The following is a 15,073-nucleotide window of genomic DNA, read 5'->3' as shown; positions in this document are numbered from 1 at the left end:
AACGTTTATTTTTACACTGAGAATAAGGAGGGGGTAAGATGTCAACATGTAGAGTTGCTGTTGTGCAAGCTGCTTCTGTCATTATGGATAGAGAAGCATGTACTGAAAAAGCCATTTCGTTAACACTTGAGGCCGGAGAAAAAGGAGCCAATATTGTTGTATTTCCTGAAGCTTTTATACCTGCCTATCCTAGAGGACTAGCTTTTGGCGCCACAGTAGGAAGCCGTTCTCCAGAAGGAAGAAAGGACTGGCTTCGTTACTTAGAAAATTCAGTTCCAGTTCCAAGTAGAACAACTGACAGATTAAGAGAAGCAGCCCGCAAAGCTGGTGTCTACCTCGTCATCGGTGTCATTGAAAGAGATGACGAATCAAGTCGTGGGACTTTATATTGTTCCGTATTGTTTTTCGGACCAGATGGAACCTTACTTGGAAAGCACCGTAAACTAAAGCCGACAGGTTCCGAACGACTCATATGGGGAGAGGGGGATGGCAGCACACTGCCGGTTTTCGATACACCGTATGGTAAAATAGGCGCTTTAATTTGCTGGGAAAACTATATGCCATTAGCTAGGGCAGCGATGTATGCAAAAGGCGTCCAAATCTATATAGCCCCTACGGCAGATTCCAGGGAACTATGGCAATCTACGATTCGCCATATTGCCGCAGAAGGCCGATGCTTCGTTCTATCTTGTAATCAATATGTGAATAAAGAGATGTATCCTAAAGATTTAGCCTGCTATGATGAATTAGCATCTTCTCCTGATGAGATGTGCCGAGGGGGGAGTGCAATAGTCGGTCCTTTAGGCGAATATATAAAAGAACCTGTCTATGGTCAGGAAGAGATACTGCTGGCAGATCTTGATTTGCGTGATATTTCTTCTAGTCAATTCGACTTCGATGTAGTGGGGCATTATTCAAGACCTGATATCTTCCAACTTGTCGTCAATGAAGAGAAAAAAGAAAATGTAAAGTGGATGAATCGATGAAATCACACGAAAAAAAGAGCAGCCATCAGCCGCTCTTTTTTTCGTGTGTCAACCTTGATGAGTTTTTAATGGACCTTTTGTGATATGAGTAAGAGGAGCATTTATGTTAAAGATTTTAGCGTTGATGTCTGTTATTCCAAAGCTAGTGATTCTTTTAGAATGCATCTCAAGATAGTTTTCAGCTGCTTCTTTTGTTTCGAATAAGTAGATTCCGCCAGCCTCATTCTTCTCCGGATTTTCCGTCCATATTTTCCATATGAATCCGTCTTCCTCATTTATACTTTTCGCTAAATCAGCAAACTCTTTTGCCATTTCATCACCGAAAGGGCCTTTCATCTTAAAATCCACCTGTAATAAATGTGCCATCGTCATTCTCCTTATGTTGAAGTTGTAAAATACCGTTCTCCCATCACTTCTTTCATTTGATACTGCTGCTGCGGAAGTTCTTTCTTTATAAAAGACCGTACATCTGATTGGTCAACATCGTACATTACTTCAATTTCTTTAGAAAATAGAAGTTTTTCTTTTTCGAGCAGGGTAGAAACAGCTGGGCGTTTTTTCGGTTCAAGTTCTTCAGTGTTTAAAGCTTGCTTTAATCCTTCAACATAGACTTCAAATGAGCGGCCACCTGTGATTTTGACTCCTTTATTTTCTTCGTTGACGAAGATGATCGTTGGGAAACCTCTAGCACCAAGGTCTCGAACTAGCGTAAAATCTTGATTTAATAATTCCTGGCCGCTTGGCAGCTCCGCTTCATGGACAATCACATCTCCGTTAAGTCCAAGATCGTTGACGATGTCAATTAACACCGTGATATCCGATATATTTTGATTGAATGCAAATAGCGCTTCTCTCGCACGGCGTAAAAAAGTATAGGCTAGTGCATCATCATGATGTTTTTGAATCACTTTGAACACGCGAGAGGGCGGGTAGGAAGATTGAACAGGATTGTCAATCATTAAGGACCCATCAATTGGCATGCGGGAATGTTCTCCAACCTCTCTCCAGTGACCAGCCACATCAGCAGGTTTGTAAATTCCGTTTGCAGGATCAATTGGACCGCCATGCCATTTCTCTAACAGTCCACCCAACACAGTCTGGAAATGAAAATAATGTCCATATTGCTCTTTAAATCGACGCAGCACAGGTTCAATTGCCCAGCAATGCGAACAAATCGGATCTGTTACATAATAGAGCGTTATTGTTTTTTTAGGTTGCTGAAAATCAATGACCTGAATATCCTCTTCTTCACCTACACCACATACACCTGTTTCTATATCACAAAACATCTCATTGTTTTTCAATTTCATTTTCCTCCTCAAATTTTGTAGGAACGCTATTGCCTATCAGTTTGTTTGAATCAAGCAATGATTTACTTTACAATTAAATCTTAAGACACAATGAGTGAGACCAACACCAATAATTTCTTCAATTTGTTGTTTATCCAACAGATTGATAGATGTGTTGAAAAAGGAGGAGGGATAAGATGCCACAGCCAAAGACAGACCCTCGGGTCCTAAGAACGCGTAAGTTAATCATGGAGTCATTTATTAAACTTTCATCGAAAAAGGAATTTAAGGATATTACGATCAAAGATGTCACGGCAGAAGCCATGATCAACCGCGCGACGTTTTATTATCATTTTGAGGATAAATACGATTTGCTGGATAAAACACTATCAGAAGTATTATCGATTAATTTAGAAAGTATAAATTTCAATCATCGTAAACTAGATGAAGATACGATTATCAATATTTTTAAAGCACTAACGAATTTCCAACAATCTCTACATAACCGCTGCCAAGTAGAATATGAAACTGAACTTGCTCCTATTGTGAGGGAGCAGCTTGAAATTATTTTTTATCAATTGTTAATCAATCAATATACAAATGTCGAAAAGCAAATTCTGAAGGTCACAGCTGTTTTTTTAAGTTGGGGAATTCACGGAGCTTCTGTTGAGTGGAGAAAAAATAGTTCGCACTTATCCTCAGAGGAGTTTATCAAATCAGCAGTGCCATATATCTTGTCAGGGATTGATTTTAAGCAAGCAGATGGATGATTTGACAATTTTCAAAGGCTCCACTAATATAAATGCTATAGCATATAAATTTCATAGAGGGTGTTTACATGGATTTACAAGATTTAATAGGTTATCTCGTTCATCGTACCGATCTCAAAATGACAAATTATTTTACGAACAGGTTAAAGCCTTATGGCGTCACGCCTGAACAATGGAGTATTATTAGCATCCTGAGTAGTGAAAAGGGGACAACTCAAAAAGAATTGGCAGAAGGAATTGATAAAAATCAAACCACTGTCGTCAGAATGATCCAGTCTATGGAACGAAAAGGGCTTGTCAAAAAGATCTATAATGAACAAGACCGGCGCTCACATCATCTGCTTTTAACGGAAAAAGGGGACGAGGTCAAAAAGGCCATTCTTCCTGTCGTCATGGATGCACATCAAACGGTGACAAAGCAATTAAACGATGAAGAGATTCAACAATTAAAATTACTTCTAAACAAATTATTTCATTCACACTATGAATCTTGAAATGTCTAATCTGTAACGAACTGTTTATGTCCGATATATGCTATGACATATAAATTGTATCAGCTGAAATTTTGTCAATTTGGACGGATTGTTTCAGTCAAATAACTTAGAAAGATGTGATCACGATTTTCATACTTATTCTGCAAATGATAATGGCCGCTTTCTTTTTTGTAACAGGATCGAAAATTATATCAGGGAAAATGGCAGAAGAGTTCAAACGATTTGGTTTACCTGCTTTTTTTAATGTTTTAACCGGAGCCTTTGAGCTCATAGGCGCAGCTGGAATGCTGATCGGCATATGGATGCCAACAATCGCAATATTATCAGGCTTATTGTTAGGAGGCACGATGCTGGCAGCTGCATTTACTCTGATCGTATTGGCCAAAGATCCCTTTAAAAAAGCAATCCCGGCACTTGTGTTATTCGCTCTTAGTATTTGGATCAGCTTGTACCACATTCTTTAAGTTCATATCAAGGTAAGTCACAAAACCTAAACAAATCTCCACTATTCTAATGGTGGATGATGTTTAGGTTTTTTAGCGATTGAATTGTTTTCGAAGAACTAAGCATGAGACAGCAAATACTGCAAAAGCGCCCGCTGATCCAGCAGTAAACACGAGCTCAGCTTGTTCTAGTTTGGACTTGAATAACAAAGGGACAGAAAGAATGAGAGCGGCACCACTAAAGCTCAATCCTAATATCAACATTGCTAGTAATTTATACATAGAAACACCTCTTACACTCAAAATGAAAACAATCGAAAAAAATCATATTTGGAGTGTATCATATGGTGACGGGCGATTGCTTTCTTTTCATTAAAGCACTCGTAAAATAAACTTTTTTAAACGAACACTGTTCTTAACGAACGGTGTTCGTTATAATATAAATGAGATGTGGCTTTAAACAATTTTCATAAAGAAGAGGAGATGCATACGATGACGGCATTATCTAAGGATCAAAAGCAAATCGCTATCATTGGAGGAGGACCTGGGGGATTAACGCTCGCCTTAATACTGCAAAATTACGGTATACAAACAACCATCTATGAACGAGAGATGCATGACAAGAGTCTAGAAAGAGGGGGCTCACTGGATATTCACGAAGAAACAGGCCAAAAAGCTTTAAAAGAAGCGGGAATTTATGAGGAATTTCAAAGGAACGCACGCTATGAAGGAGAAGATTTCCGATTACTTGATAAGTCAGGAAAAATTTATTTAGATGAAGAAACGGAACCAGATCAAAAAGGCACCCGCCCTGAAATTGATCGTGGTATTTTGTGCGAACTGCTGTTAAATCAAATTGATGCTGAAAACATCAAATATGGTTATAAACTAGAAAGTTGCGTTTCACTAGAAAACGGCATGACGGAGCTTCATTTTGAAAACGGAGTTGTCGAGACAGTTGATCTTTTAATTGGAGCAGATGGTGCTTTTTCTCGTGTGCGTCCTCTGTTAACAGATATTGATATTGAATACGCCGGACTCACGATGCTGGAACTGAATATCCTCAACGTAGAGGTGAATCACCCTGATTTAGCTGCATTTAATAAACGCGGGAAGATGTTTGCTTTAGCAGACCACAAAGGACTGATTGGTCAGTTAAACGGGGATGGACGAATAAAAGTGTATGCAAGCCTTATGGTTGAACGTAACTGGATTGAGGCTTGTGGTATTCCTTTTCATCAAGCGAAAGAAGCAAAAGAACAATTATTAGAGTTATTTAATGATTGGGACGATCAGCTGAAAAATTATATTCGTTATGCAGAAGATGCCATCATTCCAAGACGGATTTATACGCTTCCTGTCGGTTTTAAATGGAACCGCCATAAAGGAGTAACGCTTATCGGTGATGCAGCTCATGTCATGTCGCCATTCGCAGGGGAGGGCGTAAACATGGCGATGTTTGATGCAATGGAACTCGCACTTGCGATTGTCCGAAATCCTCATCATATCGAAAAGGCTATAGAAGAATACGAAGACATGATGTACGAATATTCATCGGAGAAAGCTCATGAATCGGAGAAAAGTTTAAAACTGTGTTTTTCAAAAAACGCTGCGGTCAAGCTTGCAGATATGATGAATTCTTTTCAAGAAAACGGAGATTGATGCTCAATTTACTATTTGACTTTGACATGTTATAAAGAGAGTATGAACAATTCAAATCGTCGTATTATCAGTCGTCGGTCTCAGCCGGCTAAAGAGCCCTTAAGCCGTGAACTCATTGTGAAAACTGCCTTTGACCTTCTTAAGGAGCAAGGGTTAGAGGGCATGAGTATGCGTAAAGTGGCTAAAGCATTAGATACAGGACCTGCATCCTTGTATGTCTACGTGAACAATTTTCAAGAACTAAGTGCTTACGTATTAGATTATGGTCTCGGCCAAATGGTTTACCCAAATTCAGCGGGTGGCACATGGAAAGAACAGTTATTTGACATATTGCATACTTATTTCCTGCTGCTATACGAAAAGCCTGGTCTTGCTGAAATTTCTCTTTCCACCATCCCGCAAGGAACGAACTTTTTACAGTTGACCGAACATCTTCTCGCTGCACTGCATAAAGGCGGAATCAAATCTACATCCGCTGCATGGGGAGTAGACCTTTTACTGTTATACGTATCTTCCGTAGCATACGAAAAGGTCTCTTGGAAGAAACACGGCTCTTCGCAGATTTCAGATACAAAAAAAACATTTCATGATGCAGACAAAACGCGGTTTCCTTTCATCAATAGCCTGAAAGAAGAAATGTTTGCAGGTGATACCGTATCGATGGAACGGTTCAGGTGGGGAATTGAAGTCATTTTGTCTGGGATCCAGCAAAAAATCAATTAGAAAGGAGCAAAAAAAGCAGTCAATGGCTGCTTTTTTATATTTTCTCCACTTTTTCAAAACGTATAAAAAAATCTATATATTGTTTTTTCGTATAAAAAATTATATAATCTAGTGGAATAAACAAATGAGGTGCTTAGGCATGGAACATATAAAGAATTTATTACAGAGCTATATTCCTTTAGCAAAATCTACTGCAAAAATGTTTGGACCAAATTGTGAAGTCGTGATTCATGATTTAACGAATCCTCAAGCATCTGTCATGTTTACAGTCAATCATCATGTGACGGGAAGAAAAATCGGTCAATCATTTGATCATCTGGTAAAGACTGTTTTACAATCAGAAGATTTTAAAGAAGATTATCTCGCTGGGTATACATTTAAAACCGAAGACAACCGTACCATTCGTTCTTCGACTTCATTAATTCGTGATTCCGAGCAAAAGGTGATTGGTGCATTCTGTATCAATTTTGATGTTGAAGCATTGAATCAAATGCAGCAATTTATGGATACTTTTCTTTCTACAAAAGTTGAAGTTCAAGAGAATGAAACAACAACAAATGATGATCTTGAAAATGTGGAAGAAATCGTAGATCAATTGATTCAACAGATCATTGAAAACAGTGTTCACCCAGTCATGAAACGCCATGAAAAAATTGAATTAATAAGGTTCATGGATGAAAAGGGAATTTTTTTAATGAAAGGTTCAGTTGAGAAGGTCGCATCTATGTTAGGTATTTCTAAAGTCACTGTCTATAGCTATTTGGATGAGATCAAACATAAATCGAATGAAGGAGAAACGAAATGAAAAGCATCCTTGAGGTAGGGAATCTAAAAGCCAACGGACACTATGCATTCGCAACCATTCATCAAAACACCGTTTATGTTTCAGGACAATTTGCCATCAATCCTGAAACGAGAGAAAAAGAATTCGGCCCCATTGAAGAAGAGACATTACAAGCGCTTAAAAATGTCGAGATGATTGTTGAAGCGGCTGGAAGTAAAAAAGAAAAGATTTTGCGAATGACATTATACATTTCTGATATTGAACTATGGGACAAGGTAGATGCGGTTTACACTGAATTTTTCGGTGAACATCAACCAGCACGTACTGTTGTACCAACGAATGAATTACATTTCGGTTTCAAAATTGAAATTGATGCTATTTCTTATATTTAGAATATTTTTTTGCCTATGATATATAAAAAAGTATATTTCGTATAAAAAATTATTCGAAGGGGATGATGATCGATGAATCAATTGATTTGTAACGATTGTGGGAAAAAATATGAGATGACAACAACCCTATGGAAATGTGACTGTAACGGCGTATTAAACCTGGTGAAAGATACCCCTAAAATAGATATGGCGGCTTGGAATCACTATCCAAACTCATTATGGCGTTATGTTGAAACCATGCCCTTTTCAAAGGGTTCTAAGACTTGGGAATCTGTAACAATGGGTGAAGGTCAAACTCCTTTAATCCTTTTAGATCCGAATGAGCCAAATACTTATGTAAAAGTTGACTATATGATGCCTACACTCTCCTTTAAAGATCGAGGAGCTGCTGTTTTAATGACAAAGGCAAAGGAATTAGGGGTATCAAAAGTCATTGCGGATAGCAGCGGGAATGCAGGAACAGCGATTGCCGCTTATGCAGCTCGTTGCGAGATTGCATGTGACATCTATTTAAGCGATGAAACTTCACCTAAAAAGGTCGCTCAAATAAAAGCCCATGGAGCAACGATTAAAGAAATTCGTGGTACACGCGAGGACATTGCCGCTGCAGCCCAAAAAGCAGTAGACGACGAAAACGTTTTTTATGCAAGCCATGTGTATCATCCTTATTTTTTTGAGGGGACAAAAACATACGCATATGAAATCTATGAACAAATAAAAGGAGCTCCAGATGCTGTAATCATTCCGGTTGGAAACGGCACTCTCCTTCTAGGAGCGTATTATGGCTTTAAAGAGCTATTTGAAAATGGTTTGATTCATAAAATACCGAAAATCATTGCCATACAAGCGAAAAACTGTGCACCTCTTGTGAAAGCTTATCAAAACGAGGAGGAATCAGAATCGCCTGTTACGAATACAGGAACCTTAGCAGAAGGGATAGCCATTGCTGCCCCGGCGCGCTCCAAACAAATTCTACAAGCTGTACAAGATACCAATGGTACATTTATAGATATTGAAGAAGATGAAATATTGAATGCACGCTCTAAACTAAGTGAAAAAGGATTTTATGTGGAAGTGACATCTGCAGTCAATTTTGCCGGCTACTTGAAATATAAAAAGGAATCAAAAGAAACCATCGTCATACCTCTTTGCGGGGCAGGGATTAAGTCAAAATAAGCCGTAGAATACAACTTGAAAGATGACATCATCCCATTGCTGGAACAATCCGATTCTGATAGTTACTTATCACCAGAGGTTTGTCAGACCGTTGCTGCGAGATTGCGTCAACTGATCCGCCATTGGCTAGTAGATGATGACATAGATAAAATGAACGCTCTCTATCTAGCAGAAGGTATGGAACTAGCGCATGAACAAAATGAGGTATTGGGATTTATATAGGAAGAGGTCGAAAAATAGCTGTTTCATTATCATTCTAAGAGTATCTCAAGAGAGATGCTCTTTTTCTTGCCTGAATGCACAATCTCTTTTGCCCAAAAGTACAATTTCACTCAACTTCTAACTATTTTTTCATTTGTTCTTCTCCCCAATAACAAATTGCATCTAATACAGGTATCAATGATAATCCCTTTTCCGATAAACTATATTCTACTTTTGGAGGCACTTGAGGATATTCTTTACGATTAATTAATTGATCCGCTTCAAGTTCTTTTAGTGTATTGGTTAATGTTTTAAAAGAGATAGTCCCGAGCATTCGTTTTAACTGATTATAGCGAATAGGACCATTGTTTGCATATAAGGCATACAGTACCGTCATCTTATATTTCCCACCAATTAAAGATAAAGTATACCCAAATCCAGTTTCTTTTAGGTCAACATTAGCTGTAAAGGATTCTTTCGTCATTTCACACTCTCCTTTAGGTTAGTATCGCACTTTAATTACCGTACTTGTAGTACGTTATAGCATACAATAAAATGAATGTACATCAAAATATGATGAAAATAACAAAAAAGGGTGAATGAATAATGAAAACGATTGTCTATGCACATCCTTGGGACGGAAGCTATAATCATGCCATTTTGACATCCATTACAGAAAATCTAGAAACAAAGAGAGAACTATTTCAAGTGATCGATTTATATAAAGATGGGTTTAATCCCGTTTTTTCAGCTGAAGAATTGAAGTATTTTATTAAAGGCGAAACACCTTATCAATTAGTTAAGGATTATCAAAAGAAATTAAGTCAGGCAACTGAATTAATATTTATATTTCCTGTCTGGTGGTGGGATTTACCTGCAATTTTAAAAGGATTTATTGATAAAGTCATGTTAAGAGGTTTCGCATTCTTAGAAGATAAAAACACTGGGGCTTTAAAAGGTTTATTGACAAATATTAAAAAAACAACTGTGATCTCAACATCTACAACAGATAAGGATTATATAGAATCTGAAGGTGGGAATGCGATTCAAAGCGTTTTTATTAACAGAACTCTTGCTGACTTGGGACTTAAAAATGAAGACACCCAATGGATTCATTTTTCAAGAGTTAACTTAACAACAGATGAAAAGAGAAAAATATTTTTAAACGAAATATCCCAAAGTATTTAATTTACTGTTGCAGCCAATAAGGAAAGGCACAACCTTTACGACCAATCTAATTTATTGAGAAGGTGGTAGAGGTTGTGAAAAATTAAATATGTATTCTCATTTCTTAGTTTACATAATATATATTCTAGGAAGTTAAACAACAAACGAATTTCCTTTGTCTCAAAACTAAGTATACTTATCTTATTGAGACAAAAAAGAAAAAATCAATTTTAAATTGATTCATCTAAATGCTTTGATGATATTCTGACGATTTCATGGCCATAAACATTTCGCTGCAACGTTTTTGTCACAACAACGCCAGATGCTATGAGCTTTGTATCAAGCGTTCATTATAGCTCCAGTTGATGTTCGATTGTGTGTTTACCAAATCAATGCTTTTTTCGTTCTAATATGTCAAAACATCTAGTCCAACATTACACTTGAAACATGCTCATTAATCATTGTATCCATCAATTTCACCTCTCACCAAAAGAAATTTCTTTTGACTAACATTTTTTCATTACGTTCCTCCCTCCTGTTATTTACGAATCAGCAAGTCTCATTTATAATCGAGTAGATTTGTTTAATAACATATATATCTTTAAATGTGAGGGATTAGATGGAATTAAAGTGGTATAAAGCAATTATTGTGATCTTTACGATGTCTGGAATCTCCATTTCTACATGGTTTTCACGGACACCGGAAGTTAGAGATTTATTACAAGCAAACACAGGAACAATGGGACTTATTTTACTCGGTTTATCTGTTGGCTCAATTGTTGGGCTTGTTCTTTCAAATGTATTCGTCCGCAAAAAAGGCGGTCGAGTGGCGATTGTGATCAGTGCTTTTTTGATGTTCCTTGGATTCACTACTCTTGCCATTGGTTCAACGCTCTCTTCTATCTTTGTCGTCACTTCTGGTCTTTTTCTTTTTGGAGCAGGCTCTGGCATGTGTAATGTAGCGATGAACTTAGAAGGAACAGAGATTGAGTACAGCATCAAGAAAACCATTCTGCCTATATTGCACGCTTCCTTTAGCATTGGGACGTTAATTGGAGCAGGTGCTGGTATTCTTTTTATCCATCTAGGGGTTTCTGTATTGATACACCTTCTCGCTATTGCCCTTCTATTCTTCCTCAGCATATTGATTTGTACACGGTTTATCCCGCATGGGACAGGAAAAGATCAGCATGAGATGCAGTCAGATACAGTTGAGCCTACTCAAACGGCATGGCTGAACAAACGAACGATATCTCTTGCGATGATCGCCTTATGTCTTGCGTTTGTCGAAGGCTCGGCCAATGATTGGATTCCACTTGCAATGGTGGATGGCTATCAAGTTTCACATTCCATGAGTACGGTCATCTATGCTTTGTTTTTGTGCGGCATGATTAGCGGCAGACTGATCAGCGGACGATTGATTGATCGCTTTGGCAGAGTGTTATTGCTAAGAGTGGCCATTTTATCAGCAGCTGCCGGACTATTCTTAGTCATTTTAAAGATTTCACTTGTTGTATGTATGATATCGATCTTTTTATGGGGACTTGGCGCTTCTTTAGGCTTTCCGCTGACCATTTCTGCAGCTGGCGATGATAGCCGGTACGCTGTCAAACGCGTCAGTATTGTGACCTTATCAGGTTACACAGCCTCTCTTTCCGGCCCTCCTATTTTAGGGCTGCTTGCTAATCAAGTTGGACTGCTTCATGCCTTTATCTTTGTTCTATTTGCCATATGTATTGCAGGAATCTTTACTAAAGCTGTAGCAAAACCACATTCATTACAAGCACACTAAACGTGTCTGATCCTTGATCATGGCACTTTTTTTAAATTTAAAAAATAAAATTGAAACCTTTCATGAAGTGAAACAGTCCTATAGATGTCCTGATGTTTATCGTTTTTTTAAAGAGGGAAAGTAAAAAAATAAGACTTTTCAAATAACTGAAAACGTGGTAAGATCATGAAAATAACCAGGAAGGGGTGAGAAAAATGAAAAAAAATATGCTATTAAAATTAGGTGTTTTGTGCATAGCACTTGCAAGTTTTCATTTGTTCTCAATGCCTCATTCCGTTCAGGTATACCATCATGCGAAGGTGGTTGCCGATCAAGAATCACATGAAATGAAAATCGTCCAGACAATGGGCGATGAAAAGAAACAAAAACATGTGAGCGCAGTATTTGCCGCATTTACAGCACTGCTGATTATTGGCAGTATGACAGCTGGATTTGCGCGCATCACTCATACTGATCGATTTGACCGGAAAAAGAAGCATTTACTTGCAGTGTTCTATCAATCTTCTTATTTCCGACAAGCTCGTGTTTAACCCAACCATCTAAATCAAAACAAAAATTGGGAGGTTTTACACGATGTTATTTTTCTTAAGAATTTTCATTCTAGGTCTATTCTCTGTCACTTCACTTTCTCTTTTCGTTTACCAAGGAATTGAAGTAGTTCATGCCATTACAAGCATGTTTGGCAACCACGAGAGCTAATTGACCTGTATATAAAAAGAAACCCCCTGCCAATCGCAGGGGGTTTTCGTTTGCTTATTTATTGTCATCTGGTGCACGTTCAGGAGTCAGAAGGACATGAGTCACTTCTCCCTGCTCTTCCTCATCTACAATAAATGACCCATTGCTATAGCGGTCATTCGCTCTTAAAGTAGAAATATCTAGTGGAATCGTTGTGCCTTTTTCGGTATCTATCTCAAGTGTATCGTGCAGCGCTGCAGCGATCACAGCCACAATACGGTGCGGGTTTTTCTTTAACTCTCTCAGCATAAGAACTCCGCGTTTCGCTCTTGATGTTTTATCAAATTCAGAGAGGTTCATTCGCTTTACAGCCCCTCTTTGTGTTGTGAGCACAAGGACATCGTTCTTCGGATCAATGATCTGGCCAGAGACTACCTCGTCCCCTTCCTTCAAGTTGATTCCTTTGACACCTGCCGCTCTCGGTCCAACAACACTTACTTCTTCTTCATCAAACCATAAACCGTAACCATTTTTCGTTGCAATAAACAATTCCTGCTGTCCTGTTGTGACATGAACATCAACGAGTTCATCGTCACCTTTTAGATTCAAGGCGACAAGCGGTTTCGAATATCGCTGCGCTTTATATTGAAGAAGCTCTGTTTTCTTCACCATTCCACCTTTCGTAAAGAATAAAAGATATGACGTTTCATCAAATTCTTTTATTGGAATGGCTTTTTGGATTGATTCCTCGCGATCAATTGAAATGATGTTTGTAATATGCTGCCCCATGTCTTTCCAGCGTATATCTGGCAGCTGGTGAACAGGACAATAAATGTAGCTTCCTTTATTCGTAAACAGCAGAAGAACATCCGTTGTATTCATTTCAAACTGATGAATCAAACGGTCAGTATCTTTCATGCCAAAGTCTTTACCGTTAGAGGCAGCATAAGAGCGCTGGCTTGTTCGTTTAATGTAACCATCTTTCGTGACTGTCACGTAAACATCCTCTGATGCGATCATCACTTCAAGGTTAATCTTAATTTCTTCGATTTTTTCCTCAATCACGGATCTTCTCTCATCAGCATATGTCTTTTTGAGCTTTTTCAGGCTGTTTGTAATGACCTTCAGTAGCTTTTTCTCGTTCGCTAAAATGTCTTCAAGCTCTGCGATGCGCACATCAAGCTCTCTTGCTTCGTCTCTTAATTGCGTAATATCTGTATTCGTTAAACGATATAACTGGAGTGAAACAATCGCTTCTGATTGTGCTTCTGTAAAATCATATTTCGCCATCAAGTTGTTCTTGGCATCTCGCTTATCATTAGAGGAGCGGATTGTGGCAATGACTTCATCTAAGATAGAAAGTGCCTTAATTAAGCCGTCGACAATATGGTGGCGTTCCTTCGCTTTTCGAAGCTCGTACGCTGAGCGGTTCGTCACCACTTCCTTTTGATGGGCAATATACGCATCTAGTACAGTTGTGAGCGTCATTAAGGTCGGTCTTCGATTATGTATCGCTACCATATTAAAGTTGTATGGGATTTGCAGATCTGAGTTTTTATATAAGAAATTCAGCACACCATTTGCATCTGCTTCTTTTTTCAGCTCTACTACGATTCGAAGCCCAGTACGGTCTGTTTCATCTCGGACCTCTGAAATACCTTCTACTTTTCTCTCAATTCGGAACTCGTCCATCTTTTTGACAAGGTTGGCTTTATTCACTTCGTAAGGAATTTCTGTGATTACGATTTGCTGGCGTCCGCCGCGGATGGTTTCAATCTCCGCTTTTCCGCGAATCATGATCTTCCCTTTTCCTGTTTCATACGCTTTCTTAATACCGTCTACACCTTGAATGATACCGCCCGTTGGGAAATCCGGCCCTTTGATGACTGTCATTAAATCCTCAACCGTACAATGCGGCTGTTCAATTCGCTTAATGACGCCATCAATGACCTCTCCAAGGTGATGCGGTGGGATATCTGTCGCATAACCAGCTGAAATCCCTGTTGATCCATTCACGAGAAGGTTTGGGAACATTGCTGGTAATACAACTGGCTCTTTGCTTGTATCATCAAAGTTTGCAACAAATTCGACCGTTTCCTTGTCTAGGTCCTTTAAAAGCTCTGAAGCAATGGCAGACAGTCTTGCTTCCGTATAACGCATGGCAGCAGGCGGATCTCCATCAATACTCCCGTTATTTCCGTGCATCTCAATCAGCACATTTCGTACTTTCCATTCCTGACTCATTCTTACCATCGCTTCATAAACAGATGAGTCCCCGTGCGGATGGTAGTTACCAATCACGTTACCGACTGTTTTAGCGGCTTTACGGAAGTTTTTATCCTGCGTATTTCCTTCTGCGTACATCGCATATAAAATTCTTCGTTGTACGGGTTTTAGACCATCACGTGCATCTGGAAGCGCACGGTCTTGGATAATATATTTACTATAGCGCCCAAACCGGTCGCCGATTACTTCTTCTAATGGTAAATCATGAAATCGTTCTTGTTGTGCCATGT

General features: G+C 38.7%; 18 protein-coding genes. 13 read left to right on the top strand and 5 right to left on the bottom strand.

The window, feature by feature from the left end; translation table 11 throughout:
* Positions 1-38: 38 nt before the first annotated feature.
* Positions 39-986: a carbon-nitrogen hydrolase family protein gene (locus tag AC20OE_RS14130; protein WP_487268908.1), complete on the top strand. Its 948-nt coding sequence runs from the start codon at positions 39-41 to the stop codon at positions 984-986.
* 48 nt (positions 987-1,034) lie between these two features.
* Here AC20OE_RS14130 and AC20OE_RS14125 read toward each other — a convergent pair whose 3' ends face one another.
* Positions 1,035-1,352, bottom strand: coding sequence for a monooxygenase (locus AC20OE_RS14125; protein ID WP_099663307.1), 318 nt, complete (start codon positions 1,350-1,352; stop codon positions 1,035-1,037).
* 11 nt (positions 1,353-1,363) lie between these two features.
* Entirely contained in the window at positions 1,364-2,290 is a 927-nt protein-coding gene (locus AC20OE_RS14120) for a DsbA family protein (RefSeq protein WP_268464515.1), read from the bottom strand.
* A gap of 182 nt (positions 2,291-2,472) precedes the next feature.
* Between AC20OE_RS14120 and AC20OE_RS14115 the strand changes: the two genes are divergently transcribed.
* The 3 genes from AC20OE_RS14115 (at position 2,473) to AC20OE_RS14105 (ending at position 4,003) form a co-directional block, all read left to right on the top strand.
* Positions 2,473-3,045: a TetR/AcrR family transcriptional regulator gene (locus tag AC20OE_RS14115; RefSeq protein WP_058838659.1), complete on the top strand. Its 573-nt coding sequence runs from the start codon at positions 2,473-2,475 to the stop codon at positions 3,043-3,045.
* Between the two features lie 68 nt (positions 3,046-3,113).
* Complete coding sequence (locus tag AC20OE_RS14110) at positions 3,114-3,539, top strand: MarR family winged helix-turn-helix transcriptional regulator (protein ID WP_041085171.1); 426 nt, start codon at positions 3,114-3,116, stop codon at positions 3,537-3,539.
* Between the two features lie 116 nt (positions 3,540-3,655).
* Complete coding sequence (locus AC20OE_RS14105; protein ID WP_326848360.1) at positions 3,656-4,003, top strand: DoxX family protein; 348 nt, start codon at positions 3,656-3,658, stop codon at positions 4,001-4,003.
* Positions 4,004-4,075: 72 nt separating this feature from the next.
* Here AC20OE_RS14105 and AC20OE_RS14100 read toward each other — a convergent pair whose 3' ends face one another.
* Positions 4,076-4,264, bottom strand: a complete 189-nt coding sequence (locus tag AC20OE_RS14100) for a hypothetical protein (protein WP_268464518.1) — start codon at positions 4,262-4,264, stop codon at positions 4,076-4,078.
* 210 nt (positions 4,265-4,474) lie between these two features.
* Between AC20OE_RS14100 and AC20OE_RS14095 the strand changes: the two genes are divergently transcribed.
* The 5 genes from AC20OE_RS14095 (at position 4,475) to AC20OE_RS14075 (ending at position 8,719) form a co-directional block, all read left to right on the top strand.
* Positions 4,475-5,644 (top strand): FAD-dependent oxidoreductase, encoded by a 1,170-nt coding sequence (locus AC20OE_RS14095; protein WP_487268907.1) that lies wholly within the window; start codon positions 4,475-4,477, stop codon positions 5,642-5,644.
* A 42-nt stretch (positions 5,645-5,686) separates the two neighbouring features.
* On the top strand, positions 5,687-6,367 hold the full coding sequence (locus AC20OE_RS14090) for a TetR/AcrR family transcriptional regulator (RefSeq protein WP_212044310.1): 681 nt from the start codon (positions 5,687-5,689) through the stop codon (positions 6,365-6,367).
* Positions 6,368-6,506: 139 nt separating this feature from the next.
* Positions 6,507-7,172 (top strand): helix-turn-helix transcriptional regulator, encoded by a 666-nt coding sequence (locus AC20OE_RS14085; protein ID WP_099663305.1) that lies wholly within the window; start codon positions 6,507-6,509, stop codon positions 7,170-7,172.
* A complete protein-coding gene (locus AC20OE_RS14080) occupies positions 7,169-7,543 on the top strand; it encodes a RidA family protein (protein ID WP_041085166.1) in 375 nt (124 codons plus the stop codon). Before AC20OE_RS14085 ends, AC20OE_RS14080 begins: the two co-directional genes overlap by 4 nt.
* Before the next feature lie 72 nt (positions 7,544-7,615).
* Positions 7,616-8,719, top strand: a complete 1,104-nt coding sequence (locus AC20OE_RS14075; protein ID WP_099663304.1) for a threonine synthase — start codon at positions 7,616-7,618, stop codon at positions 8,717-8,719.
* 343 nt (positions 8,720-9,062) lie between these two features.
* On the opposite strand, the gene AC20OE_RS14070 is transcribed toward AC20OE_RS14075, so the two are convergent.
* Entirely contained in the window at positions 9,063-9,404 is a 342-nt protein-coding gene (locus tag AC20OE_RS14070; RefSeq protein WP_064498515.1) for a winged helix-turn-helix transcriptional regulator, read from the bottom strand.
* Positions 9,405-9,526: 122 nt separating this feature from the next.
* Here AC20OE_RS14070 and AC20OE_RS14065 point away from each other — a divergent pair, with 122 nt between their 5' ends.
* From AC20OE_RS14065 to AC20OE_RS14050, 4 genes are all read left to right on the top strand, one after another.
* Positions 9,527-10,108 carry an NAD(P)H-dependent oxidoreductase gene (locus AC20OE_RS14065; RefSeq protein WP_039178952.1) on the top strand — a complete coding sequence of 194 codons (582 nt, stop codon included), beginning with the start codon at positions 9,527-9,529 and terminating at the stop codon, positions 10,106-10,108.
* A gap of 598 nt (positions 10,109-10,706) precedes the next feature.
* Positions 10,707-11,879: an MFS transporter gene (locus tag AC20OE_RS14060; RefSeq protein WP_372555868.1), complete on the top strand. Its 1,173-nt coding sequence runs from the start codon at positions 10,707-10,709 to the stop codon at positions 11,877-11,879.
* A gap of 194 nt (positions 11,880-12,073) precedes the next feature.
* The gene (locus AC20OE_RS14055; protein WP_039178946.1) at positions 12,074-12,409 is read left to right on the top strand and encodes a hypothetical protein; all 336 of its coding nucleotides are present in this window, start codon (positions 12,074-12,076) and stop codon (positions 12,407-12,409) included.
* A 43-nt stretch (positions 12,410-12,452) separates the two neighbouring features.
* Positions 12,453-12,578: a hypothetical protein gene (locus AC20OE_RS14050; protein WP_254966705.1), complete on the top strand. Its 126-nt coding sequence runs from the start codon at positions 12,453-12,455 to the stop codon at positions 12,576-12,578.
* A 54-nt stretch (positions 12,579-12,632) separates the two neighbouring features.
* On the opposite strand, the gene parC is transcribed toward AC20OE_RS14050, so the two are convergent.
* Positions 12,633-15,071: a DNA topoisomerase IV subunit A gene (parC, locus tag AC20OE_RS14045; RefSeq protein WP_059375377.1), complete on the bottom strand. Its 2,439-nt coding sequence runs from the start codon at positions 15,069-15,071 to the stop codon at positions 12,633-12,635.
* Positions 15,072-15,073: the final 2 nt, after the last annotated feature.

It is taken from the genome of Bacillus sp. SRI_025, from assembly GCF_057592095.1.
This window is presented reverse-complemented; position numbering and strand designations above follow the sequence as displayed.